Genomic DNA, 20,687 nt, shown 5'->3' with positions numbered 1-20,687 from the left:
TCACCGGCGCGATCAGAACAAGGCCGCCTGGCGCGGCGCATCCTCGGCCGTGGATTGGGCGAGGATGGTCCAGATGGTGCGCTCGGTCATCTGGTAACGACGAGCGAGTGTACTACACGAGTCGCCGCGCGCGCGGTCGCGGCGGATGGCGCGGTTGCGCAGCTCACGGGTTAAGGATGCGGCCATAGGCACGTCAAAATGCTCCAGCCCCCCGTAATTGTCGATCAGCCGGATGGCGGCCTGGTGTCCCAGCAGTTTGACGAGCGGATGCTCAGGATCGTAACGACGCGGGACATACAGACGCCGCCCGCCATAGACGCGCGAGAGCGTCAATGCCGCCGGCAGGCCGATCAATTCGGCAATCTCGCGCAGCGCGCCGGGCAATAAGCCCAGATCGACGTTATCGACAGGATCGTCGTTGGCCGCAGCGTTAATGCACGCACGCTCAGTCATGGGCGGCACGCTCCTTATAGCGGATGGTGCGCTCAAGCGCGCTTGAGACCTTGCCAAGCTGTGCGAGGCTCAAAAACTCAAAGCGCGAGACCTGCGGATAGATGCGCCGGCCTACTGCGTAGGCATACGGCCAGCCCTGGCCGAGGGTTTTAAGTTGCACGGCGATTTTGGCCTCGATTGCCTCTTTGCTCTGCGCCAGCGGTCGGTGCCGTGTCGGCAGGCGCTTTGCGCCCGGATACGGATCGATGCCTGACGCTTTGAGGCACGAGGCCATATGATCAAGCAATTTTTTACGGCCCAGCGCGTCGAGGCTTGAGGCCGATTTAACGCCGCAGACCGACATGACGAGGTCGCGGTAGGCGGCATCATCCAGCTTAAGCTGTGCCTTGCAGATGTGGATTTTGGCGAGCTCGCTTTTGCGCAGCGCGTCAGCCGTGCGGATAGCAGATGCCATAGTCACACCCTCACAAACTCGATTACAAACACGTGCGGGTTTGCGGCCCACGATCCGGCGCCGTAGAGGGCCTCCCAAAAGCTGCGGTACTCGGCGACCGGGTCGTCGGTTGGCGCTACGCCCTCTGCCAGGCAGTCCGCCGCGCTAATGTCCTGTAGATGCTCGATACGCACGCCGGTGATTTCCAGACTGATCCGGCTAGCCCAGCGCGGCATGTGGATTGATGGCGTCCAGCGCCCCACTTCGTACGTCATAAATTGCGTACGCACCCGCCGATGTTCGCCGTCCGCACGATAAACAACGCGAGGGACATCCCAGTGATAGGAGTGGAACGCCTCACGCACCCATAGCCGGTCGCCTTTGCGACCAAGCGGGCAATTTACAGCACCCGTCCCCGCTTTTATTTCGCCGACAACCTCCTCAACAGATAACCACTCTCCATACGGGTGCTTCATTGGTTTGACTGGTCGCCTCGTCTGCGTCTTATGTCCGCCCAGGATGGCGCGCACCATCGGCGCCGAAAAAAGGATGGGTCGCTCTTGCATGTCATCAATCCTCGCGGGTACGGATGATCGGGGTTTTTAGGGGGGCGCTGACAAACAACGGCCAGGCCGGCTCATAATCCGGGTTGATGCAGCTGCAAAGCCAAAAACAAAGGCCGTAGATTGCATCGCTCACCGTCATCAGCCAGGCGAGCGACCAGTGCCGCGGATCGCAATAAGGCGCGGGAGAGTCAATCTCGGCAAGGTAGATCGGGCACAGCCCAAACCAACCCTTATGTGTGTAGATAATCGATTTACCCATGTCACTCCCCATCTCCATCCGTATCCATATGCCGCATAAATACGAGCCAATGCGTTAATCCCTTACGGCCGCTAATGTGTCCAAACAGCGGCTCAACCGGGCACAGCGCCAGCACATCTTTTACTTTTATCTGCGCCTCGCTCCACTTAAAAATCAGGATGCCGCCGTGCCCGAGCACGCGCAGGCACTCGGCAAACCCCTGTCTGATGTCATCACGCCAGTTATCCGATAGCTTGCCGTATTTGGCGGCCAGCCAGCTTTTTGCGCCGGCGCGGACAAGATGCGGCGGATCAAAAACCACTAGCCTAAATTGCCCGTCCGGATACGGCAGGCTCCTAAAATCCAGCAGTACATCCGGCTCGATCATCAGTATGCGCGTGCCGTCAGGATTGCCATGACTCCTATCCGTGACGGTAATTTTTTGGCGGCGGATGTCACCAAAAATTACCCGCGGATTTTTACGATCAAGCCACATCATGCGGCTGCCGCAACAGGGGTCGAGTATGGGCTGATGCGCACTGACAACCGATTTGTCCACGTTATTACTCCGACATCATCCAGCCGATCAGCGCGATGCACAGCGGCAGCGCGCACCACACCACAAAATCAATCAGATTTGCGTCTGTCATTGTTTGTCCTCCTCGTTAAACAGCCTGCCGGACGGCGCTTGGCGTTAATCCAAGCGCCGTCGAACCGGCTATCTGCCAGCCTGTTGCTCCAGGGCTTTGATGAGCGCCTCGCACTCGTCCTCGCTTACCCCGTGCTGGTTGGCAAAACCGACAAAACGGGACCAGTGCTCGCCCAAAAAATCGGCCAGTACGCCGTATTTAAAATCACCCATCATTGATCCTCCTCTTGCCCTGCGACCATCGCTTTTAACGTGGCGCTTGGCGTAAATTTGGGTTGTTTTTTGGCGGGGATGGTCATGGTTTCGCCCGTTGCGGGGTTGCGCCCGGTGCGCGCTGCACGCTCGCGCACCGAGAATTTGCCGAGCCCCGAAAACGGCACCTCACAGCCCTCACGCAGTGATTGGCTGATAACGTAAGATGCCGCGTTAATGACCTGCTTTGCAGTGACTTTTGAGGTGCTGCTCATCTCGGCAACAGCGCTGATAAAATCGTTTTGCGTCAGTTTTAAGTGTTTCTCATTTTTCATATTGCTCTCCTTTTTTGGGTTAAAAACGGGTTAGTTGAGGGTGTGGGTCTGCGCTGGGTCAGCGCTCTGTACGCCCTTATCACGCAGATAGTCACGTACCCGGTCGGTCTCGGCGTCAGTGAGGCCGAGGGCGCGCGCAGCCTCGGTCACGTTATAAAGCGGCCTGCCGTTGTCATCGCACCGCGTCGGCGCAGGCAGTTGTTTGATGACACGCCCGGCCAGCTCGGTGAGGATGCAAAACATGAGCGGCAGGCTAGTGGGCGAGGTGTCTTGCGTGGAGATAATCACCTCAATCATCGCGCCTGCCAGCGCCGCATCGTCAAGTTCGGGGCGATCTTTGAGCAACGCCCTTTTAACGGCTGTTGTGATAATGCGGCGGCGCATGTCGCGGGTGTCGTCCATCACTCGTCCTCCTTGGGCGCGACGCCAGCGCTGACAATCTTCCCCCCATCTTGATATACGAGATTGACCATGCGTAAGGCTGTCACATGCACCAGATGAGGGTCGTCGGGATCGCAGCGCGGTGTGCAGCGCAAGTTAATCCGGATGATGCCATCTGCGCCCTCAGTGATCGTGATCGTCGCCTTTGGCGCTTGTGTGTTTGGCTGGCTTGTCATTTATGCCTCCTGTATATCGACCTCAAAGGGCGCGATCGTAAAATCCTCAACGCCTGTAACAATGCTGATGCCTGCGATGCCCGCAACCGCGGCCGGCTCGGCCAGCATCGCCTCTTTATTTGGCGTTTCCGCCGTGCGGATAAACCGATGCAGGCCGAGGGCGCGCAGCTTATCCAGCACTTTGTCCGCCGCCCGGATCGACACCGACGGCGGGCGCTGCCGCCACGAGACCTCGCCGGTCACGAGGTTGGCGGTCTTGCCGCCGCCCGGACATAGCGCCGCGCGGTTGGCGGCGCACCAGGTGGCGATACCCTCAGTCAGCCCCTCGATACGTTGTTTGAGCGCGTCGATCTTGTCCTGACGCATGGCCGTAGCCTCGGCCAGCGCGTCGTTGATCTCAGTGTTGAGACGCAGCAGCTCGCGCTGGGCCGCGCCTAACTCGCTGATAGCCTCAATCGTCTGCTCGCGTGACTGGCAGGCATGGACAATCGCGGCGGTTTTGGTCTTTCTCATGTGTTGCCCCTCATCAAGACAAATAAAAAGTATCAAAACGCATCCCCTGGAGCATTCTGCCGAGGCGCGCGGTAACCGATTCGGGGATCGTTAGCACGGCCTCGCCGTCGCAGAAAAATGTTATTCGCATATCGTCGTGCAGGACAAACTTGCACTCGCCCCCAATCTCCTCGGGCGGTATGGCGTCCGGCGAAATCTGGTCGCCAGACGCGGGGATGGTGGTAACTTTTGTAGCCATATCGGCCTCCTATGTGGTTGTGGGTTGTTGGGCGTATTGATACAGACAGTAGTGTTGTCGGGAGTTTTTGCGGGCACAATCAATACGCCCTGCCCGGTATAGACGTTTGATCTCCCGGTCAATCAGCGCACTGTCGTACTGCAACCGCCTCGCAAGCTGGTAGATGCTCAGCGGTTTTGCGGATCGCTCCAGGATGTCGAGGATCTGATCGGCAAGCGAGCGCTCATTTACAAGTTGAGCGAGCTGGATGCTCAACAGACTCATAGCCGACCTCCGCAGGTGACATGCACGCTCTCGCAGCCGATCAGGCGGCGGTGCGGGTTGTGATCGACAACGATCTCGCTGGGGAGATTGGCCTGTCCGACCGCCACGTGCTGGATATGGCACCCCATCGCGCGTAGTTGACGCACGGCCTCGTTAGCCTCACGCAAGCGCCAGATGTAACCATCATTAAGCACACGTGGTGTACGGCGCACGTCGGCAATGTGGGTAATGCTGCTCATGCCGTCACCTCCGTCCAGTTGATGCGCACGCCATTTTTACGGTCGTCCGCCTCAAAATCGGCAACCTCGCCATCGACGGTCCGGCCTACTGAGCGCCGCATGTACTCCCCAGCAAACAAGGCAAACGTTTTTGGGCCGGACTGGACCATAATGTCCGGCGGCTCGCCGATATCCAAAATCACCGAGTAACCCAAAACCCGGATACCGTGTGATCTCAGCCACTCTGTTGATTTTTTAAGACGGCTCAAGGCGTCAAACGCATCGGACACGACAAAACCTTTTGTGGCGGCACGGCGCTGTAGCATGCGTGTCCGGCGGGCGCGTAGAGATGTGTGGGTCATTGCAGCACCTCCGGAGCCAGGTTGATTTCGTACGGCTCAAATCCGTATTGCGTTTTTTTGGCTGCGGCCAGGTGCGCCGCCGCATCAATGCAGTATCCGCCCAGGACAACCGTGCGGCCATTTAGCAGCGCACGCACGGCCGACCAGGTCTTTTTGTAGGCCTGTTTGTTGGCGGGGGTTACCGATAGGCGGAGCGCATCCCTAAAATAGGCATCATCATCAAACCCCTCGACAAAGCAGCCTCCGCGCTGCCAGTCATATAGGTCCAAGCAGACGGCCAGCAGATTTTTACCTGTGGGATGCTCTATGCAGTAGCAGCGCTCATCGCTATACATGCAGCGTATCCAGTTGGTCGGCTCAGCGCCTATGTTTTGCTGGATGTTATGCAACGCGGCAATCTCATTTTTAATGAGGGTTTGTGTATTGGTGTTGGTTTGCATCATGATTACTCCGCATGTTTGTTTGGGCACGTGTGGCAACGCACCCAGATGGTCATTTTGTAGGGGTTGTGGCTGGGGGCAGGCCCCGAGGAGATACGCCGGCAATCGCTGTAGGCAATCGGCTCGCCGGTTGCCGGACACACCGGGATGGTGTGCAGGCAGTCAATTACCCGCTGGATCATCGGCTCGGACAGATCCAGCTTGTCGTTAGGCGAGAGCGTGCGGGAGAGCAGCGACCGGCATACGCCCAGCTGCGCCGCCACCCCTGCTTTGCCGCGCGGATGCGCGCGGACGGCATCGGCGAGCAGTTGCTGCGCAAACGCGCGGCGATCAGTAATGGTCTCAGCCATAGATCGCGTCCTCATCAGAGACCGGCGCTTGCCAGACGATCTTGTCGACGTTGGGGTCGTAGACCGTCCGTGTCTTGCAGATGACCGGCGGCCTCGGCCCGGTGTTGCACGAGGAGATCAGGCGGTAACGCGCGAGCGCGCAACGCTGGGCCGACACGCCCTTGCCAGGCAAAGTCACCTCGAGATAGCCAGCTTTTTTGAGGGTTTTGAGGTACTCGTTAGCAGTGCCAAACGCCACAGGGATGCGCGGCGTGCTGGCGTGCGCTGCAAGCTCGCGGGCATTGGTGTCTCCTCGCATCATGCGCAGCGTCCGCCACATCTGCTCCTGCACAAGTCCTCGCGTGCAGCGCGAGCCGTCTGTGCGTAGGCGCGGGGCCTCGACGCCCTCATCGTTAATGAGTCGATAATGTTTGCGTGCGCCCGGTGTCTGACGCACCATTTTGACGATGCCTGCGTGCTCGAGTGACTGGATGTAACTTGACAATGTGCTGCCGTCGATCCCGGAGAGACCTGCGATCTGCACGCGCGTCCACTCGGCGTCACGCTGGGCGCGGATGGCCTCCCAAACGCGCTGGCGCGGCCCTTTGCCGCCGGCATAGGTAGTTACAGGTTTGCGCACGATTACGCCCCCCTGCGCGGCGCTTCGCCCGTGTAGAGCGGGCGTTCACCCCACTCGGCCATGCCGACCGACTGCCATCCCTCCATCCCCGCCGTCTCTTTGATCTGGTGGAGATTGACGCATACCCGGCGCACCGATCCGTGCGAGATGCTGACCAGATGTTGCAGCAAGTCTGGCTGTACTTTGACCCCCGGGCAGTAGATCGGCACCAGCAGCTGTGCATCTTTTTCGGTGACGCCTCTCGCGGGGATCCACGAGAGGACGCGGCTATGGAACCGCTCCCAGCGCTTGAGCTTTTGTGGCAACATCTCCTCGCCGATAATGAGCAGCGAGCCGCGCGACCCCTCGTAGATGTCGCGCACCAGCTCGATCATGGCATCCGAGTGGGTGGCATAATCAAACTCGTCAATAATGAGCAGGCGGCGCGAGACCGAGAGTTGGTCGGTGATCTGGTCAAGCATTTTTGGCAGCGTGCCAAGCGGTTTGATGCCGATCTCAAGCAGGATTTTTTCAAGGAGCGTCTTGCGCGTCCAAGCCGAGCGCATCTGGACAAAGTAAGCGCGGTGCTCGTTAGCCACCGCCATTGAGGCGGTGGTTTTGCCAAACCCGGCCGGGCCGTAGAGCGCGGCAATGCCGGGTAGGCCCGCCGTGCGGTCAGCCGTCCGGGCAAACTGCCGGACAATGCTCAGGTTGTGTAGATTTGCTGTTTGCGTCATAATTTAATAACTCCGTTTGTCGTAGTAATTGCAGGTTGTTGGTCCCAGCCTGCGCCCTAAACCGGCCGTTGCGTATCTGGCATTACGCAGCGGCCTGTTTTTTTGGGATGAGGTGCCTCAATCCCAGATAATCCAGATGCGATGATCCCTGCATCGTTGTCGGCCACGTCTCGATAAACCGGGCATCCACATCCCGCAGGATTTCGCCGTTTTGTTGGCGTTGTCGCAGCTCGCACCACTCCGCATAGTTGTCCTCGGCCGATCGCTCAGAGCGCGGCGGTTTTGCGGCCGGTTGCTCAGTCTCAAGAGGCATCGCCGCGTTAATCATCGCCGGCGCATCGTGCAGATTGAGCGGTTCGGCGGGCGCGTCGATCAGCATTTGGTCGATCTCGGCAGCCTCAATAACGCGACCGCCAATGACAAGGGTTTGCGCCGGCGCTACCTCAATTGCCGCCGCGCCGTGCAGCTCGTCGAGGATGTCGTCACGCTTAACGTCGATGCGCGCCAAACGCGCTTTGGCGCGTTGGTCGCGGGCCTGCTCGATAACGGCAACGGGGTAGTAATTGCGACGGTTGCCGTTAACCTCGGCCGTACCGATAAACCGACCATCCGGCAGATAGACCCACACATAGCGGGGGTCGTGGATGTCAAAGGCGACATGCACCAGCGACCCGTTAAGCTCCTCAAATTCGCGGCAAAAGTAGAGGTTATTAAATATTTGTATTTCGCCTCGGCGCAGGGTACGAGCAACGCGCGGCCTAAACAGCGTGATGACCTCGTCGCCCTCGACCCTTATCGGCGACCAGCCGCGCGCCTCATGATTGCGCCAGCACAGATCGGGCGAGACGCCGCCGAGAGAGCGGTGCGGCGCGGCGTTGTAAGCGGCAACGGCCTCCTCGCAAAACTCGACAAAGAGCTGCCAAGGCATGAGCGGCATAGCGCCACCGTGTTTTATCGCCGCCCGCGTTAATTTGTAGTGAGCAAGGCGCGCCTGGCGATCCATGACATGCCCCATGTAGGACGGCAGCCGTTTTGCCGAGCGCACCCAGATTGTCTGGTGCGCGCGCTCAATGACGCCGCGCGCCTGGCTGTTATAAGGGATTGAGTGACGTACCGTAATGCCCAGGCGGCCAAGCAAGCCAAGCGCTGTATCCTCAAGGTAGGCATTTTTGTACCCCGATCCGTTGTCCGAGTAGATCATGGCCGGGATGCCGTGTTTTTGGACAGCGGAGCGCAGGGCATCCGCGACGGCCATGCTCGACTCGGCCAAATCTACCGACCAACCGACCGCCCGGCGGGTAGCAATATCGATATATGTTGTGATCTCCGGCCGAAACGCTTTGCCCGTAAATGGATGCTGCACCTCTGCGTCAAACGTGTGTCCATCAGGCGACCAGATGTCATTGGGCAAGAGGGCTGCAAAATCACGGCGGACAAATGGCTGGATGTTGCGCAGCTCGCGCTCTCCCATGCGTCCGCGCTCGCGGGTTACTGCCCCTAATTTGCCCACAAACCGGCGCACCTGCCACTCGCTCGGCAGATCGCCCGCATACTCGGCAGCAAACTGGCGGTAGGCATCGGACAGGCTTGGTTTTTGTGGCTGTTGATAGTGAGCCAAAAATGCCCGCGCCCAGACCGGCACGACAAAATCCTTTTGCGGCATGCCCGGTGCCAGATCGTCGGCATCCAGCCAGCGGCGCAGGGTGCGCGGCGTCGGCAAGTCACCGCGTGAGCTGCCACGGCGATCACGTGCGATATGCAGCATCCGCGTCAATATGGGGTCAAGCGTGCCGCGCTGGGCGTCACAAATCAGGCTGACCGATGCCTCATGCAGGCTGCATCCCAGATTGGCCATTGTTTTATGGATCGCCGCGCGGATACCCGACCGTGCGTCGCGGATCGCGCGCTGATCGTGCGTTAATGACAGCTCGTTACATTGCGCCACGGGCGGAGCAGTAATCTCAGAGACCAAGGCGGGCAGCACATCCGTCTGCATTTTGTGCTGTTTGATCGCATTACGGACGGCCTTGGGCAGTTTGTCGATCTCGTAGAGGCGCATGCGACCGCCGCGGACAGGGGCCTCATGATACGGCCACGAGTCATTGATAGCCCGACGCTCGGCGGATCGTTTAGAGATGGTTAGGGCCTGGGCAATGTCGCTAATTGAGCATGTGCTCATTTTTTAGTCCTTTGCTATGCATGAGCACCAAGGCGTGATGCCCGCGCGCCGCGCAGGCCGCGAGGGCGTTTTGTGCCGTCAGCAAAGTAACGGGACGGCCAGATTTCCTGCACAGGTACGCCTAGCGCATCGGCAATGCGCCGTTCGTTTAACGGATAGCTATTACTGAGGGCAAACGAGAACGAGGATGAGCTTTTGATCCCGTAATGCGCGGCTAGCCCGATAAGCGTCCATCCACGCTTCTCTAGGGCGGCTTTTATATCTGCTGGGTGCCAATCTTTTTTGCATACCATTTTGTATCGTTTCCTATAATGGTTAAACTAACCATATTGCTGGTTGATGTTTTATATTACACAGCACAATTTTTCGTATGTCAAGAGTTTTTTCAGTATTTTTTTACGTGTCGCGCTTTCAAGATACGACAAAAAGTGCGTATATAAATTTACCGCTTAATAATCAAAGCGCTACGAAGTGCGACATACATTGCAAAGTGCGGCGTGATGTGTCGCACTTTCGCCCAGGAAGCGCGACATGAACATATCTATGCGACTTAAAGAGGCAAGGGCTAGACTTGGATTGAGCCAAAAAGACGCCGCAGAACAATCTGGCGTATCAGCAAGAGGGTATCAAGGCTACGAAGACGGCAGGAGTATCCCAGGAGGAGACGCTATAGCAGGATTAGTGCGCTTAGGTATTAACGCTAACTGGTTGCTGACTGGTGAGGGCGAGATGTTTAACGCTCCGCGACACCAGCCCGCGCCAAAAATACAGGCCGATACGCCATATCAAGCCGGGGCAGCAACGGTACTATCGGTGCAAGAGGCGACAGCATCGGGACGTTACATAGCGCTGCCGCTGCATAATGACGTTCGCGCAGCCGCAGGGCACGGCGCAGTTGTCGGTAGTGAGGAGGCCGACGACTCGTTAATGTTCCGTGAGGATTGGATCAAACACGAGCTGCGGATGCAGCCTAAAGATTTGGTGCTGATTCGTGTGGCGGGCGAGTCAATGTTGCCTACATTGCGCGATGGAGACGTTATTCTGATTAATCAGAGTCTCACCCAGCCGGACACAGATGGCATATATATTATGCGGATGGGTGATATGCTCCTCGTTAAGCGGCTTCAATTATTGCCCGGCGGGCAAATAAGCGTTATCAGTGATAACCCGACATATAGACCCTGGACGCTGGACATAAGCAAGATGGCTGAGGGAGACGTGGCAATTATTGGCCGGGTAGTGTGGGCAGGGACGCGGTTTTAATTTCTGTTTATTCCCGGCGCATTTTTGGACAAAAAATGCGCAAAATTTTTTAAAAAGTGCCCGTTTTTTTGCAAAATTAATGTGCGGCAAATTTTCTGGCGGATCGCCCTGAGTTCCGCATCAAATGGGCGTTTCCGCTGACTCGCCCTGATTAATCCTGTTGGACAAAACGATCACCACCCCACAACACGGCCGCGGCGGGAATCAGCACGACGTCGCGGCGCGTGGAAACATTCAGCCGGATATTGACGAACTGGTTGGGAAATAACGCCTCGTCGGCATTGGTAAATTCTGCCTTGAGCCTGACCGTGCCGGTTGCTGTATCGATCTGGTTATCGACCGACAGCAGTTTGCCAGCGGCCAGGCGGTTTTTATTGTCCTGATCCCAGGCTTCGACCGGCAGCGTTTCGTGTTCCCGCATCCCCTGAAGCACTGCGCTCAGATGACCGGCAGGCACTGAAAAAACGACGGCGATGGGCTGCGTCTGTGTGATCGTGACGATCCCGTCGGCGTCACTGGCGCTGACCATATTGCCGGTATCAACCCGGCGCAGGCCAAGGCGACCGTCGATCGGCGCGGTAATGCGCGTAAAGGAGAGTTGCAGGCGCGCATTTTCGGCGCTGCCTTGATCGGTCTGCACGGCGCCTTCGTACTGCTTGACCAGCGCCGCCTGCGTATCGACCTGTTGCCTGGCAATCGAATTCTTGGCCAGCAGGTCACGGTAGCGGGCCAGGTCAATTTTGGCATTGGCAAGCAGCGCCCGATCGCGCGCCAATTGCCCGGCGGCCTGGTCGAGTTGCGCCTGAAAAGGGCGCGGGTCGATCTCGGCCAGCAGATCACCCGCCTTGACGCGCTGTCCTTCCTGAAAAGCAATACGTTGCAGCTGCCCGGAAACGCGCGCCTTGACGACCGTCGTATTGCGCGCCGTCACTGTGCCCAGCGCACTGAGTACGACATCGATGTCGCCGTGCCGCGCCGTCACCACTGTGACGGCAGGCGGCGCCTCGGCCGCGCCGTGTCGCCCGCGCCCTGGGCGCGCATTACCGCCCTCGCCATCACCACGCCCACTTCCAGGCCAGAACCAAGCTACCGCCAGCGCCAGCGCCAGCGCACAGGCAAGGCCTATCCAGAATACTTTCTTGCGCATGCACGAGATTCCTCAATCAGATACCGGACTACCGGCCACCCAGCCTATCGCGGCGGCCACAAATTCCGGCAACTGCAATATAACAAACTCACACCGGCACCGGCGGCAGACGGAATAATTTGCAATCACTTTTCGACACGCCCGTAGGGTGAGTTCAATGCCGGCCTGATCGGCAGGGTTCAGTATGGATTTGGCACGGCGTTTCCAACGGTCCGACATGGCGGGATAGGCCGGATTCCGTTAATATCGCGTTGCACAATACCGGGCTGGACGATCGAAGGGACCGGCTGCCGTGCGCCCGGGTACACTGCCTGACGCATGACGCGGCCGGCACGTTGCCGAAAGCCAAACAAAAGACAACAGACAAGGAGAAAGAATATGACCGCTGCCGCCCGCAAGAATCAGTACAGCAAAGAAGATTTACTGGCCTGCGCGCGTACCGAAATGTTCGGCCCCGGCAATGCACAATTGCCGCTGCCCAATATGCTGATGCTTGACCGCATTCTGGAAATCAATGACCACGGCGGAAAATACGGCAAGGGCGAAATCATCGCCGAGCTGGACATCCACCCGAACCTGTGGTTTTTTGCCTGCCATTTTGAGGGCGATCCGGTCATGCCCGGCTGTCTCGGTCTGGATGCCATGTGGCAGCTGATCGGTTTTTACCTCGGCTGGAGCGGCGGCCTGGGGCGCGGCCGTGCGCTGGGTTGCGGTGAGGTCAAGTTCACCGGACAGGTTCTGCCCAAACATAAGAAAGTCACTTACCACATCCACATCAAGCGAACCATCATGCGCCAGATGGTGCTGGGGATCGCCGATGCGACGATGAGCGTAGATGGCAGGGAAATCTATCACGGTGCGGATCTCAAGGTTGGGCTGTTTACCAGCACCGACTCATTTTAAGCAGCGTTCAATCCTGAGGCTGTATAAATTCCAAAAATGGTTTGCACGCTTGCCGGAACGAATTGCAGCGCACGATTCACTGAGCCGGCATTATTTTTTATAATCAAAACCATATTTACCCTATTCTCGCATCCTAGCGACAGGAGAAATTCATGAGACGTGTCGTTGTGACCGGCATGGGCATTGTGTCCAGCCTGGGCAATAACCTCAAGGAAGTCCTCGCTTCTTTGCAAGCATTGAAATCGGGCATCAAATTTTCCCCCACCTATCAGGAAATGGGGCTGCGCTCGCAGGTGGAAGGCCCGATCAGCATCGACCCCAAGGCGCATATCGACCGCAAGGAATTACGCTTCATGGGCAATGCAGCCGCCTATTGCCACATCGCCATGCAGGAAGCCATCGCTCTGTCCGGGCTGGACAAAGCACAGGTTTCGCATCCACGCACCGGCATCATCGTGGGCTCCGGCGGCGCCACATCCTCAGCGCAGGTTGAAGTCGCCGATATCCTGCGCAACAGCGGCGTCAGGCGCGTCGGTCCTTACGCCGTTACCAAAACGATGGCTTCGACGACTTCCGCCTGCCTGGCGACCCCGTTCGGCATCAAAGGCGTCAATTACTCGCTCAGTTCGGCCTGCTCGACCAGCGCCCACTGCATCGGCCATGCCGCCGAACTGATCCAGTTCGGCAAGCAGGACATCGTTTTTGCCGGCGGCGGCGAAGAGGTTCACTGGTCGATGAGTTGCCAGTTCGATGCCATGGGCGCCCTTTCCAGCCAGTACAACGACACGCCGGAAGTCGCCTCACGCGCTTACGACGCCAATCGCGACGGCTTTGTCATTTCCGGCGGCGGCAGCGTCCTGGTACTGGAAGAATACGAACACGCCAAGGCACGCGGGGCGGAAATTCTCGCCGAATTGACCGGCTACGGCGCGACGTCTGACGGCTACGATATGGTGCAGCCTTCCGGGGAAGGCGCGGTGCGTTGCATGCAGATGGCGATGGCAACCCATAAGGGTGGCATCGACTACATCAACGCGCACGGCACCTCAACGCCGGTGGGCGACACCAAGGAGCTAGAAGCCATCAAAACGACTTTCGTCGGACAAGACATTCCGCTGATCAGCTCGACTAAATCGCTCTCCGGCCATGCACTTGGCGCCGCCGGCTCGAATGAGGCCATTTACTCGCTGTTGATGCTGCTCAACGATTTCGTGACCGCTTCGGCCAATATCTTCACTCTCGATGAAGGCGCCCAGGGACTGCCAATCGTTCGGGAAAACCTGAAGAAACGCTTGCAGGCCGTCATGAGCAACAGCTTCGGCTTCGGCGGCACCAATGCTACATTGATCTTCAGCCGCGTCTGACCGTCCCCGCGGGTTGTGAGAGCCATCCCAATTCAGACTCACAACCCAAGAAAAAACCAGATGAAAAAACTGTAAACTGACCCGAACCGTCGTTTGCAGTTTTTTCATGGTTATAGGTTTTCAACCCATTTGGCCGCCCGGGCCTCGTTCCCCATATTTTGCGCCGACTAGGAGGACGTCGACGCCCATACGCACACGCATCGCGAGCGCGACTGAAAAACAATCGTTACCTGGTATTCCGATCTCGCATCGGCCTTCTTGCCCTGCCGGCAAAATAATGTCAGGCATTGCTTGCCGTCCTGTCCGCAGCAATCGACCGACAAAACGCCTTATGGCTTTTTTACAGCCATCACTGGCGAATAAACCCCGCCTGAAAAAACCGCAACACGATTAACCAGGGGAAATACGGCACATATAAATACAACAACAGACCGTGGTACAAACACCAAATGGTTCCGGGTTTTACGTAAGACAAAAAAATAAAAACGCCGGAACGGTACCGGCGTTTTTGGCGGGATGCGCAATCCCGGCGGACAAAAGCAGCGCATCAACTCATGCCCGACGAATTCAGGCACCCATAATCGCCCAAAAACCGCATCAAGCCGCCAGTTCAGGGATCGTGACGAGCGTATAGCCTGCTTTCGTCAGCCCATTGCGGATCGCCTGGGCAACCGCTACTGCCTCGGCATTGTCGCCATGCACGCAGATGCTCTGCGGATTGACCGGGATACGCTTGCCGTTGATCGAAATCAGCGCGCTTTCCTCAACCATGCGCAATACATGGGTGAGGCTGGCTTCCGCTCCGTGGATCATCGCGCCCGGCTGGCTGCGCGGTACCAAATTGCCGTCATCGAGATAGGCGCGATCGGCAAAAATTTCTTCGACGATCTTTAGGCCGATTTCTTTGCCAGCCAGCGCCATCTGCGAAGCGGCCGGCGCCAGCAGGATCAGCGAGGGGTCGAGACGATGTACCGCACGCGCCACCGCATCGGCCACCTTACGGTCGGCGCTGGCGATGTTGCTCAGCGCACCGTGCGGCTTGACGTGCGTCACCTTGCTGCCCTGGGCGCGCGCGCAGGCATCCAGCGCACCGATCTGGTAGATGAGCATGGCCTCAAGTTCGGGCGCAGGAATATCCATGCGCCGTCGGCCAAAGCCCTGTAAATCCGGGAATGAAGGATGCGCGCCGATACTGACGCCATTCTTCTTGGCACGCTCAACGGTCTGAGTCATCACCAGCGGATCGCCGGCATGGTAACCACAGGCTACGTTCGCCGAATTGACAATGCCGAGCATGGCGGCGTCGCCGGCCATAACCCAGGCACCAAAGCTTTCGCCCAGGTCAGAATTCAGGTTGAGTTTTTTCGTCGTATTTTGGGTCATGTTCTTCTCCTGACTGATTTTCTCAAGGAATGCAGTGTTCGATTCAGCAGCCCGGTCCGCTCACCATCTCGATGGTCGCCGCCCACATCCGCCACTGCGCTTCCTGCGCGGCGCGCGCCTGGGCGGCCTGAACAGCATCCACTGCGGCAAAACGCAACGCCTGCCCCGGCCGAACCTGCGCCAGACGCGGCAGATCGGCGGAAATTACCGCGGCGATTTTTGGATAACCACCGACCGTCTGGCAATCAGCTAGCAGGATAATCGGCTGGCCATTGCCCGGCACCTGGATGACACCGGGCACAACGCCGTCGGAAACGATATCGGCCAGTGCCGGCTCACGATGCGCCAGCGCCTTCCCTTCCAGACGCATGCCCATACGGTCGCTCTGCGCCGTCGCCCGATATTCGCCGTCGAGCAGATCCGCAATCGAGGCCGCCGTGAAATGGTCATCCTGCGGACCGAGGATGATGCGAATGGGGCCTTCGGCGTGTGCCCAGGGCGAAGCCACAAAATAGCCGCCCTCTTCGCCGATCCCGCCGCACTCTTCCGGCGACAGGACAGCGCAGGGAATCTGTGCATCCAGCGTCAGCGGCACACCGATTTCGGCGCGCTGATAGGTCGAACGGCTGCCCAGCTGCACGGGTGTGGCAAAGCCGCCGGATACGGCGACATAGGCCACGCCGCCGGGCAGAAAACCCACATGCAACTCGTCCCCCGCTTCCAGCGTGACGCTTTGCCAGGCGGGAATTTCAAACGTATCACCATCGGCGCGCACCAATGTCGCACTCAAATCACCGCTCAAGGCAAAGCGTACCGGCCCGCGCCGAACAGCCAGCTTTGGCCCGGCAGCGCGTACCTCGATACAGGCGGCCTGCGCCGGATTTCCTGCCAGTGCATTGGCGCAGCGCGCGAGCATGGAATCAAGGCAACCGGAAACGGCAATGCCCATGTGGCGAAAACCTAGCCGCCCCAAATCCTGAATGCTGTTGGCGATGCCAGCGTCAACCACTTCGACCAGTCCGTTCATAAAATCCTCGCTCATCGCTGCGCCTCCTCGATCAACAGGCTTTCGCGCACAAACTCGCCATGCAGCACCGCCGCTTCCAGCCGCTCAAACTCGGCGCGATCGACGGCGCGCCACGTCACGCGATCACCCGCCGCCAGTAGGGACGGTGCGCTTTCCTCGCGCGCCGAGAACATCGGGATCGGCGTTCTGCCCAGCAGCCGCCAGCCGCCGGGGCTTTCCCACGGATAGACCGCACACATGGCACCGGCAATCGCCAGCGAGCGCGCCGGCAACGCCTTGCGCGGCGAGGACAGGCGCGGCATTTCGAGCGCGGCCGGCAACCCGCCCATATAGGGGAATCCCGGCATGAAGCCGATCATGTAGACCTGAAAGGTCGTTGCCGTCATCAGATCGATCACCGCATTGCGCGTCATTCCCTTCGCCTGCGCCAAATCATCGAGATCAAGGGCAAAATCAGCATCGAAGCAGACGGGAATCGACCAGCGCCTCCCTTCCCGGCTGACTGCCTGCGCTGTCTGCGCCAGCGACAGCAACGCCTCGCCAAGCGCCTGCCCTTCGCTGCGCGCTGGGTCGTAATGTACGGTCAGGGAACGGAAGGTCGGCACGATGTCGACGATGCCGGCAAACACGCCATCGCGCGGCGCGTCTTTCAAGGCATCGAGCAGGCCGAGCACGCGGGCGTACAGTGCCGGGTCGATACGGTTGCCGAATTCGACCGTCCAAGCGGTGTCACCCAGCGGCAGCAGTTTGAGTGTTGATGCAGATTCATTCATAAGATTTTTATTCCAGAAAATTCAAGCTTTCGCCTGGAGCGCCGTTCAATAGTATGCCTTGCATTTAAATGTTCTTTAAAAATTAGTAAAAATAACGAGCAAGAATACGCGCCCATAGGTCTTACCAGGCAAACCTATCGCGTTCAGGAAACAAATCATGGCAAAATTTCGATGCGTGTATTTAATGGCACAAGCTCGTATAGTTCGTCTATCTCGTCGTCCATAACGCTTATGCAGCCATCCGTCCAGTCACCAAATTTCAAAAATGCCTTGCCCATATACGAAAACTGATTGGGGATGCCGTGTATTTTGATATCGCCGCCAGGGCTTACGCCACGCGCCTTTGCGCGAGCACGGTCTGCCGCGTTGGGATAGGATATGCCTAGATTTTTATGAAATCTCGAAGCGGCATTTTTGGCGTTAATCGTGTAAATTCCCTCGGGCGTTTTTTTGTCGCCTTCCTGAAGCTTGTGCCCTTTGGGATTAGCGCCTAGCGCGATTTTATAGCTTTTTAAAACTTCGTCGCCACCAAGAACTTCGAGCCTTCGCTCGCTTTTTATCGCGCGCAAAGACGTGATTTTTTTATCCTTTAAAAGGGTTTTTAACGGCACGTCTTGATTGATCTGCGCCGTGCCCGCTTCACTAAATTTAGCCAGAGATAACGAACCCACGATTAAAACCAGGGCAAACGTTAAAGCCTTTTGCATTCTCCGCCTTTAAACTCACGCCAGGGAAAGGTCGCTGTTACGCACGTCGGTGATCAGCATGTAGCCCGGCGCGTGGGTGATGCAGAATTCCGGTGCCATGGCCATAACGACCGCCTGCGGCGTCACCCCGCAGGCCCAGAAGACGGGCATTTCGCCGGGGAGGATTTCAACCGCATCGCCAAAATCCGGCCGGTTGATGTCGGCAATGCCGATCTGCGCCGGATCGCCCAGATGCACCGGCGCGCCATGCACGGCAGGCACCCGCGCGGTGATCTGCACGGCACGGATGGCGTTGGCCGCCGTCATCGGCCGCATCGACACGACCATCGGCCCGTGGAATGGGCCGGCCGGCACGGTCTGGATATTCGTCCGGTACATGGCGACATTCTTGCCCTGACTGACATGGCGCAGTTCAATGCCGCCCTCGATCAGCGCGTGTTCAAAAGAAAAGGAGCAGCCCAGAACAAAGCTGACCAGATCGTCCCGCCAGAAATCGCGGATATCGCTCACCTCCGCCGCCAGTTCGCCGTGCTTCCAGATACGGTAACGCGGAATATCGGTGCGGATATCGACATCCTCGCCCAGCGTCGGCAGCATCGGATCGCCCGGTTCGGAAACAGCGAGCAGCGGACACGGTTTGGGGTTGCGCTGACAAAAACGCAGAAAATCGGTGGCCAGCGCTTCCGGCAGGATCGCTAGATTGCCCTGTGCATAACCGGGCGCCAGGCCGCTGGTATGGGAGTCCCATTCACCGCGGCGAATGGCCAGACGCGCCTCACGTGCATTGGCAAACGTACCGTAATTTGAAGCGCCCGCAGACGGGCAGGAGATTGCTGCGCTTATGTTCGCACTCATGGTCGCTTTCCTCCGCAAAAAGCCGTAAAACCTCAAGGCCGCTCAGTGTACAACCATCCCGCCCTACGGGGAATGGAAACTTTCCGGAAAGGAATAAAAACCGTCGTATCCGGAACAATGCTGGCCAGCTTGGATGTCGCTGGCGTGACCCGGCTGGAAACGCCCACGGAACGCGGGCTACAGGCCGGCTGGAGCCCGCGTGGAATGGGCCTCTCCGGGCATGCTTTTTCGACATGGGCTTCTCCGAGCGGCATGGGCACGCATTCCATCCCCCAGGAATGGCGCCGTTCCCGCAGGGAATACACCTTTCCCGCAGGGAATACACGGTGGTGCATCTGCTACGCCTGCTTCGCTGAAACGAATACACCCTTCCCTTAAGAAATACCCACTCCCCGGTAGAGATTGCGCCTTCCCAGAGGGAAACGGAACCCTGCCTGTAAATCCATTGAACATTGAACCTTGCAGACCCGCCCGCAGCGGCCTCACGCGGAGAACATACGCCGGCACACGCCGGCCGGAGCGATGGCAGCCGCCCGCCATCACCATCAACGGCGGCACACGGTCGGCAAAACGTCAGCCATCCATGTGCTGCGGCAGCCAGCCGACAATATCAGGAACAAAATAGATCAGCAGCACGGCAACCACCATCAGCATGAACATCGGGAAAGTGTGCCGTGCAATGAACGCAATATCCTTTCGGGTCATTCCTTGCAGCACGAAGAGGTTGAAGCCCACCGGCGGCGTAATCTGTGCCATCTCAACGATCAGCACGACAAAAATACCGAACCAGACAAGATCAATCTGCATCGCTTCAATGGTCGGCAGCAGGACGCCCATCGTCAGCACGACCATGGAAATGCCATCGAGGAAACACCCCAGTAGGACGAAAAACACCGTCAGCGCCAGAATCAGCGCAAATGGCGAAAGATTCAGGCTGACGATCCACTCCGCCACCTGCCGGGGCAGGCCGATGTAGCCCATCGACAAGGTTAGAAAGGCGGCCCCGAACAAAATCATCGCAATCATGCAATACAGGCGCGTGCCGCTGAGCAGGCTTTCGATGAAGGTCTTCCAGCTCAGATCGCCCTGCACGGCAGCCACTGCCAGAGAGCCGACCACGCCGAGCGCCGCGGCTTCGGTCGCCGTAGCGATGCCGGTGTAGATTGAGCCGAGAACGGCGAGAATCAGCGAGACGGCCGGCAGCAAGTGCCGGGAGGCGGCAAGCTTCTGCCGGAAACCCATCGTCTGATCCGGCGCCGGCACCTTATCCGAATTGAACAGCGCCCAGAGCATCGTGTACCCCATAAACAGGCCGGCCAGCACGACGCCCGGCAAAATGCCGGCAATGAACAGTTTGGCAATCGACACATTCGCCATGACGCCATATACGATCATGGTGATCGACGGCGGAATCAATAAACCCAGCGTACCGGCGCCCGCCAGCGTGCCGATCGAAATCGAGTCGGGATAACCGCGCTTCCTGAGTTCCGGCAGCGTCATCTTGCCGATCGTCGCACAGGTTGCCGCCGATGAGCCGGATACCGCCGCGAAGATTGTGCAGCCGATGATGTTTGCGTGAAGCAGTCGCCCCGGCAGTCTATCCAGCCAGGGCGAAAGCCCCTTGAACATGTCCTCGGAAAGCCGCGTGCGGAAAAGGATTTCTCCCATCCAGATAAACAGCGGCAGAGCGGTCAGCGTCCACGACGAAGAGGATCCCCAGATGGTCATGACCATGCTGTCGCCCACGGGACGGTCGGTAAACAGCGCCATGCCGATCCAGGCGACCCCGATCAGCGTCAGCCCAATCCAGACGCCACAACCCAGGAGGGCGAACAGGGCCAGAATAAGAAAAGCGGTGACATAAAATTCCATGAAACGCTCCG

30 protein-coding genes are annotated in these 20,687 nt (G+C 58.4%); 4 read left to right on the top strand and 26 right to left on the bottom strand.

Annotation, left to right across the window (positions count from 1 at the left end):
* Positions 1 to 12 precede the first annotated feature (12 nt).
* Genes ABCS64_RS02140 through ABCS64_RS02120 form a run of 5 tightly spaced genes read right to left on the bottom strand, consistent with a single transcriptional unit; the run spans position 13 to position 2,249 of the window.
* Positions 13 to 453, bottom strand: a complete 441-nt coding sequence (locus ABCS64_RS02140) for a Mor transcription activator family protein (RefSeq protein WP_418889913.1) — start codon at positions 451 to 453, stop codon at positions 13 to 15.
* A complete protein-coding gene (locus tag ABCS64_RS02135; protein WP_418889914.1) occupies positions 446 to 907 on the bottom strand; it encodes a phage protein GemA/Gp16 family protein in 462 nt (153 codons plus the stop codon). The genes ABCS64_RS02140 and ABCS64_RS02135 overlap by 8 nt, the downstream gene beginning before the upstream one ends.
* 2 nt (positions 908 to 909) lie before the next feature.
* Complete coding sequence (locus ABCS64_RS02130) at positions 910 to 1,452, bottom strand: hypothetical protein (protein WP_418889915.1); 543 nt, start codon at positions 1,450 to 1,452, stop codon at positions 910 to 912.
* 4 nt (positions 1,453 to 1,456) lie between these two features.
* Entirely contained in the window at positions 1,457 to 1,711 is a 255-nt protein-coding gene (locus tag ABCS64_RS02125; protein WP_418889916.1) for a hypothetical protein, read from the bottom strand.
* Position 1,712: 1 nt separating this feature from the next.
* Positions 1,713 to 2,249: a TRM11 family methyltransferase gene (locus ABCS64_RS02120; protein ID WP_418889917.1), complete on the bottom strand. Its 537-nt coding sequence runs from the start codon at positions 2,247 to 2,249 to the stop codon at positions 1,713 to 1,715.
* 129 nt (positions 2,250 to 2,378) lie between these two features.
* Here ABCS64_RS02120 and ABCS64_RS02115 point away from each other — a divergent pair, with 129 nt between their 5' ends.
* A complete protein-coding gene (locus ABCS64_RS02115; protein ID WP_418889918.1) occupies positions 2,379 to 2,558 on the top strand; it encodes a hypothetical protein in 180 nt (59 codons plus the stop codon).
* Here the strand turns inward: ABCS64_RS02115 and ABCS64_RS02110 are convergent.
* From ABCS64_RS02110 to ABCS64_RS02045, 14 genes are all read right to left on the bottom strand, one after another.
* Positions 2,552 to 2,866, bottom strand: a complete 315-nt coding sequence (locus ABCS64_RS02110; RefSeq protein WP_418889919.1) for an HU family DNA-binding protein — start codon at positions 2,864 to 2,866, stop codon at positions 2,552 to 2,554. The genes ABCS64_RS02115 and ABCS64_RS02110 overlap by 7 nt on opposite strands.
* Before the next feature lie 30 nt (positions 2,867 to 2,896).
* A complete protein-coding gene (locus ABCS64_RS02105) occupies positions 2,897 to 3,268 on the bottom strand; it encodes a hypothetical protein (RefSeq protein WP_418889920.1) in 372 nt (123 codons plus the stop codon).
* The gene (locus ABCS64_RS02100; protein WP_418889921.1) at positions 3,268 to 3,483 is read right to left on the bottom strand and encodes a hypothetical protein; all 216 of its coding nucleotides are present in this window, start codon (positions 3,481 to 3,483) and stop codon (positions 3,268 to 3,270) included. Before ABCS64_RS02100 ends, ABCS64_RS02105 begins: the two co-directional genes overlap by 1 nt.
* A complete protein-coding gene (locus ABCS64_RS02095; protein WP_418889922.1) occupies positions 3,484 to 3,996 on the bottom strand; it encodes a host-nuclease inhibitor Gam family protein in 513 nt (170 codons plus the stop codon).
* A gap of 13 nt (positions 3,997 to 4,009) precedes the next feature.
* Positions 4,010 to 4,234 carry a hypothetical protein gene (locus tag ABCS64_RS02090; RefSeq protein ID WP_418889923.1) on the bottom strand — a complete coding sequence of 75 codons (225 nt, stop codon included), beginning with the start codon at positions 4,232 to 4,234 and terminating at the stop codon, positions 4,010 to 4,012.
* Between the two features lie 9 nt (positions 4,235 to 4,243).
* On the bottom strand, positions 4,244 to 4,498 hold the full coding sequence (locus ABCS64_RS02085) for a hypothetical protein (RefSeq protein WP_418889924.1): 255 nt from the start codon (positions 4,496 to 4,498) through the stop codon (positions 4,244 to 4,246).
* Positions 4,495 to 4,737: a hypothetical protein gene (locus tag ABCS64_RS02080; protein ID WP_418889925.1), complete on the bottom strand. Its 243-nt coding sequence runs from the start codon at positions 4,735 to 4,737 to the stop codon at positions 4,495 to 4,497. The genes ABCS64_RS02085 and ABCS64_RS02080 overlap by 4 nt, the downstream gene beginning before the upstream one ends.
* Positions 4,734 to 5,078, bottom strand: a complete 345-nt coding sequence (locus ABCS64_RS02075; RefSeq protein WP_418889926.1) for a hypothetical protein — start codon at positions 5,076 to 5,078, stop codon at positions 4,734 to 4,736. The genes ABCS64_RS02080 and ABCS64_RS02075 overlap by 4 nt, the downstream gene beginning before the upstream one ends.
* Positions 5,075 to 5,521, bottom strand: coding sequence for a hypothetical protein (locus tag ABCS64_RS02070; protein ID WP_418889927.1), 447 nt, complete (start codon positions 5,519 to 5,521; stop codon positions 5,075 to 5,077). Before ABCS64_RS02070 ends, ABCS64_RS02075 begins: the two co-directional genes overlap by 4 nt.
* Before the next feature lie 2 nt (positions 5,522 to 5,523).
* A complete protein-coding gene (locus tag ABCS64_RS02065) occupies positions 5,524 to 5,868 on the bottom strand; it encodes a hypothetical protein (RefSeq protein WP_418889928.1) in 345 nt (114 codons plus the stop codon).
* On the bottom strand, positions 5,861 to 6,487 hold the full coding sequence (locus tag ABCS64_RS02060) for a helix-turn-helix domain-containing protein (RefSeq protein ID WP_418889929.1): 627 nt from the start codon (positions 6,485 to 6,487) through the stop codon (positions 5,861 to 5,863). Before ABCS64_RS02060 ends, ABCS64_RS02065 begins: the two co-directional genes overlap by 8 nt.
* Before the next feature lie 2 nt (positions 6,488 to 6,489).
* Positions 6,490 to 7,203 carry an AAA family ATPase gene (locus tag ABCS64_RS02055; protein WP_418889930.1) on the bottom strand — a complete coding sequence of 238 codons (714 nt, stop codon included), beginning with the start codon at positions 7,201 to 7,203 and terminating at the stop codon, positions 6,490 to 6,492.
* A gap of 82 nt (positions 7,204 to 7,285) precedes the next feature.
* Positions 7,286 to 9,262: a Mu transposase C-terminal domain-containing protein gene (locus ABCS64_RS02050; protein WP_418889931.1), complete on the bottom strand. Its 1,977-nt coding sequence runs from the start codon at positions 9,260 to 9,262 to the stop codon at positions 7,286 to 7,288.
* Positions 9,263 to 9,396: 134 nt separating this feature from the next.
* On the bottom strand, positions 9,397 to 9,675 hold the full coding sequence (locus ABCS64_RS02045; protein WP_418889932.1) for a helix-turn-helix domain-containing protein: 279 nt from the start codon (positions 9,673 to 9,675) through the stop codon (positions 9,397 to 9,399).
* Between the two features lie 250 nt (positions 9,676 to 9,925).
* On the opposite strand from ABCS64_RS02045, the gene ABCS64_RS02040 reads away from it, so the two are divergent.
* Positions 9,926 to 10,645: a S24 family peptidase gene (locus tag ABCS64_RS02040; protein WP_418889933.1), complete on the top strand. Its 720-nt coding sequence runs from the start codon at positions 9,926 to 9,928 to the stop codon at positions 10,643 to 10,645.
* Between the two features lie 151 nt (positions 10,646 to 10,796).
* Here ABCS64_RS02040 and ABCS64_RS02035 read toward each other — a convergent pair whose 3' ends face one another.
* Positions 10,797 to 11,792: an MdtA/MuxA family multidrug efflux RND transporter periplasmic adaptor subunit gene (locus tag ABCS64_RS02035; protein WP_418890272.1), complete on the bottom strand. Its 996-nt coding sequence runs from the start codon at positions 11,790 to 11,792 to the stop codon at positions 10,797 to 10,799.
* Between the two features lie 378 nt (positions 11,793 to 12,170).
* On the opposite strand from ABCS64_RS02035, the gene fabA reads away from it, so the two are divergent.
* Both fabA and fabB read left to right on the top strand, forming a co-directional pair.
* The gene (fabA, locus tag ABCS64_RS02030) at positions 12,171 to 12,695 is read left to right on the top strand and encodes a 3-hydroxyacyl-[acyl-carrier-protein] dehydratase FabA (RefSeq protein ID WP_418890271.1); all 525 of its coding nucleotides are present in this window, start codon (positions 12,171 to 12,173) and stop codon (positions 12,693 to 12,695) included.
* Positions 12,696 to 12,847: 152 nt separating this feature from the next.
* On the top strand, positions 12,848 to 14,059 hold the full coding sequence (fabB, locus tag ABCS64_RS02025; protein WP_418890270.1) for a beta-ketoacyl-ACP synthase I: 1,212 nt from the start codon (positions 12,848 to 12,850) through the stop codon (positions 14,057 to 14,059).
* Between the two features lie 597 nt (positions 14,060 to 14,656).
* Here the strand turns inward: fabB and ABCS64_RS02020 are convergent.
* The 6 genes from ABCS64_RS02020 to ABCS64_RS01995 form a co-directional block, all read right to left on the bottom strand.
* A complete protein-coding gene (locus ABCS64_RS02020; protein ID WP_418890269.1) occupies positions 14,657 to 15,442 on the bottom strand; it encodes a LamB/YcsF family protein in 786 nt (261 codons plus the stop codon).
* Between the two features lie 43 nt (positions 15,443 to 15,485).
* Positions 15,486 to 16,484 carry a 5-oxoprolinase subunit C family protein gene (locus ABCS64_RS02015; RefSeq protein WP_418890268.1) on the bottom strand — a complete coding sequence of 333 codons (999 nt, stop codon included), beginning with the start codon at positions 16,482 to 16,484 and terminating at the stop codon, positions 15,486 to 15,488.
* A complete protein-coding gene (gene pxpB, locus ABCS64_RS02010) occupies positions 16,481 to 17,242 on the bottom strand; it encodes a 5-oxoprolinase subunit PxpB (protein WP_418890267.1) in 762 nt (253 codons plus the stop codon). Before pxpB ends, ABCS64_RS02015 begins: the two co-directional genes overlap by 4 nt.
* A gap of 155 nt (positions 17,243 to 17,397) precedes the next feature.
* Positions 17,398 to 17,949, bottom strand: a complete 552-nt coding sequence (locus ABCS64_RS02005) for a L,D-transpeptidase family protein (RefSeq protein WP_418890266.1) — start codon at positions 17,947 to 17,949, stop codon at positions 17,398 to 17,400.
* 15 nt (positions 17,950 to 17,964) lie between these two features.
* Positions 17,965 to 18,804: a putative hydro-lyase gene (locus ABCS64_RS02000; protein ID WP_418890265.1), complete on the bottom strand. Its 840-nt coding sequence runs from the start codon at positions 18,802 to 18,804 to the stop codon at positions 17,965 to 17,967.
* A gap of 573 nt (positions 18,805 to 19,377) precedes the next feature.
* Positions 19,378 to 20,676 (bottom strand): TRAP transporter large permease, encoded by a 1,299-nt coding sequence (locus tag ABCS64_RS01995; RefSeq protein ID WP_418890264.1) that lies wholly within the window; start codon positions 20,674 to 20,676, stop codon positions 19,378 to 19,380.
* Positions 20,677 to 20,687 lie beyond the last annotated feature (11 nt).

Source organism: Dentiradicibacter hellwigii, from assembly GCF_041770905.1.
Classification (GTDB): domain Bacteria; phylum Pseudomonadota; class Gammaproteobacteria; order Burkholderiales; family Rhodocyclaceae; genus Propionivibrio; species Propionivibrio hellwigii.
Note: the sequence above shows the minus strand (reverse complement) of the source record. Positions and strands in the feature narration are given on the sequence as shown.

Coding starts and splice junctions, on each gene's coding strand:
- ABCS64_RS02020 (WP_418890269.1), bottom strand. CDS start 15,442: ATGACCCAAAATACGACGAAAAAACTCAACCTGAATTCTGACCTGGGC.
- ABCS64_RS02100 (WP_418889921.1), bottom strand. CDS start 3,483: ATGACAAGCCAGCCAAACACACAAGCGCCAAAGGCGACGATCACGATC.
- ABCS64_RS02005 (WP_418890266.1), bottom strand. CDS start 17,949: ATGCAAAAGGCTTTAACGTTTGCCCTGGTTTTAATCGTGGGTTCGTTA.
- ABCS64_RS01995 (WP_418890264.1), bottom strand. CDS start 20,676: ATGGAATTTTATGTCACCGCTTTTCTTATTCTGGCCCTGTTCGCCCTC.
- ABCS64_RS02045 (WP_418889932.1), bottom strand. CDS start 9,675: ATGGTATGCAAAAAAGATTGGCACCCAGCAGATATAAAAGCCGCCCTA.
- ABCS64_RS02085 (WP_418889924.1), bottom strand. CDS start 4,498: ATGAGTCTGTTGAGCATCCAGCTCGCTCAACTTGTAAATGAGCGCTCG.
- ABCS64_RS02000 (WP_418890265.1), bottom strand. CDS start 18,804: ATGAGTGCGAACATAAGCGCAGCAATCTCCTGCCCGTCTGCGGGCGCT.
- pxpB (WP_418890267.1), bottom strand. CDS start 17,242: ATGAATGAATCTGCATCAACACTCAAACTGCTGCCGCTGGGTGACACC.
- ABCS64_RS02075 (WP_418889926.1), bottom strand. CDS start 5,078: ATGACCCACACATCTCTACGCGCCCGCCGGACACGCATGCTACAGCGC.
- ABCS64_RS02130 (WP_418889915.1), bottom strand. CDS start 1,452: ATGCAAGAGCGACCCATCCTTTTTTCGGCGCCGATGGTGCGCGCCATC.
- ABCS64_RS02105 (WP_418889920.1), bottom strand. CDS start 3,268: ATGGACGACACCCGCGACATGCGCCGCCGCATTATCACAACAGCCGTT.
- ABCS64_RS02125 (WP_418889916.1), bottom strand. CDS start 1,711: ATGGGTAAATCGATTATCTACACACATAAGGGTTGGTTTGGGCTGTGC.
- ABCS64_RS02110 (WP_418889919.1), bottom strand. CDS start 2,866: ATGAAAAATGAGAAACACTTAAAACTGACGCAAAACGATTTTATCAGC.
- ABCS64_RS02090 (WP_418889923.1), bottom strand. CDS start 4,234: ATGGCTACAAAAGTTACCACCATCCCCGCGTCTGGCGACCAGATTTCG.
- ABCS64_RS02070 (WP_418889927.1), bottom strand. CDS start 5,521: ATGATGCAAACCAACACCAATACACAAACCCTCATTAAAAATGAGATT.
- ABCS64_RS02095 (WP_418889922.1), bottom strand. CDS start 3,996: ATGAGAAAGACCAAAACCGCCGCGATTGTCCATGCCTGCCAGTCACGC.
- ABCS64_RS02035 (WP_418890272.1), bottom strand. CDS start 11,792: ATGCGCAAGAAAGTATTCTGGATAGGCCTTGCCTGTGCGCTGGCGCTG.
- ABCS64_RS02135 (WP_418889914.1), bottom strand. CDS start 907: ATGGCATCTGCTATCCGCACGGCTGACGCGCTGCGCAAAAGCGAGCTC.
- ABCS64_RS02140 (WP_418889913.1), bottom strand. CDS start 453: ATGACTGAGCGTGCGTGCATTAACGCTGCGGCCAACGACGATCCTGTC.
- ABCS64_RS02015 (WP_418890268.1), bottom strand. CDS start 16,484: ATGAGCGAGGATTTTATGAACGGACTGGTCGAAGTGGTTGACGCTGGC.
- fabB (WP_418890270.1), top strand. CDS start 12,848: ATGAGACGTGTCGTTGTGACCGGCATGGGCATTGTGTCCAGCCTGGGC.
- ABCS64_RS02080 (WP_418889925.1), bottom strand. CDS start 4,737: ATGAGCAGCATTACCCACATTGCCGACGTGCGCCGTACACCACGTGTG.
- fabA (WP_418890271.1), top strand. CDS start 12,171: ATGACCGCTGCCGCCCGCAAGAATCAGTACAGCAAAGAAGATTTACTG.
- ABCS64_RS02055 (WP_418889930.1), bottom strand. CDS start 7,203: ATGACGCAAACAGCAAATCTACACAACCTGAGCATTGTCCGGCAGTTT.
- ABCS64_RS02065 (WP_418889928.1), bottom strand. CDS start 5,868: ATGGCTGAGACCATTACTGATCGCCGCGCGTTTGCGCAGCAACTGCTC.
- ABCS64_RS02050 (WP_418889931.1), bottom strand. CDS start 9,262: ATGCGCCTCTACGAGATCGACAAACTGCCCAAGGCCGTCCGTAATGCG.
- ABCS64_RS02040 (WP_418889933.1), top strand. CDS start 9,926: ATGCGACTTAAAGAGGCAAGGGCTAGACTTGGATTGAGCCAAAAAGAC.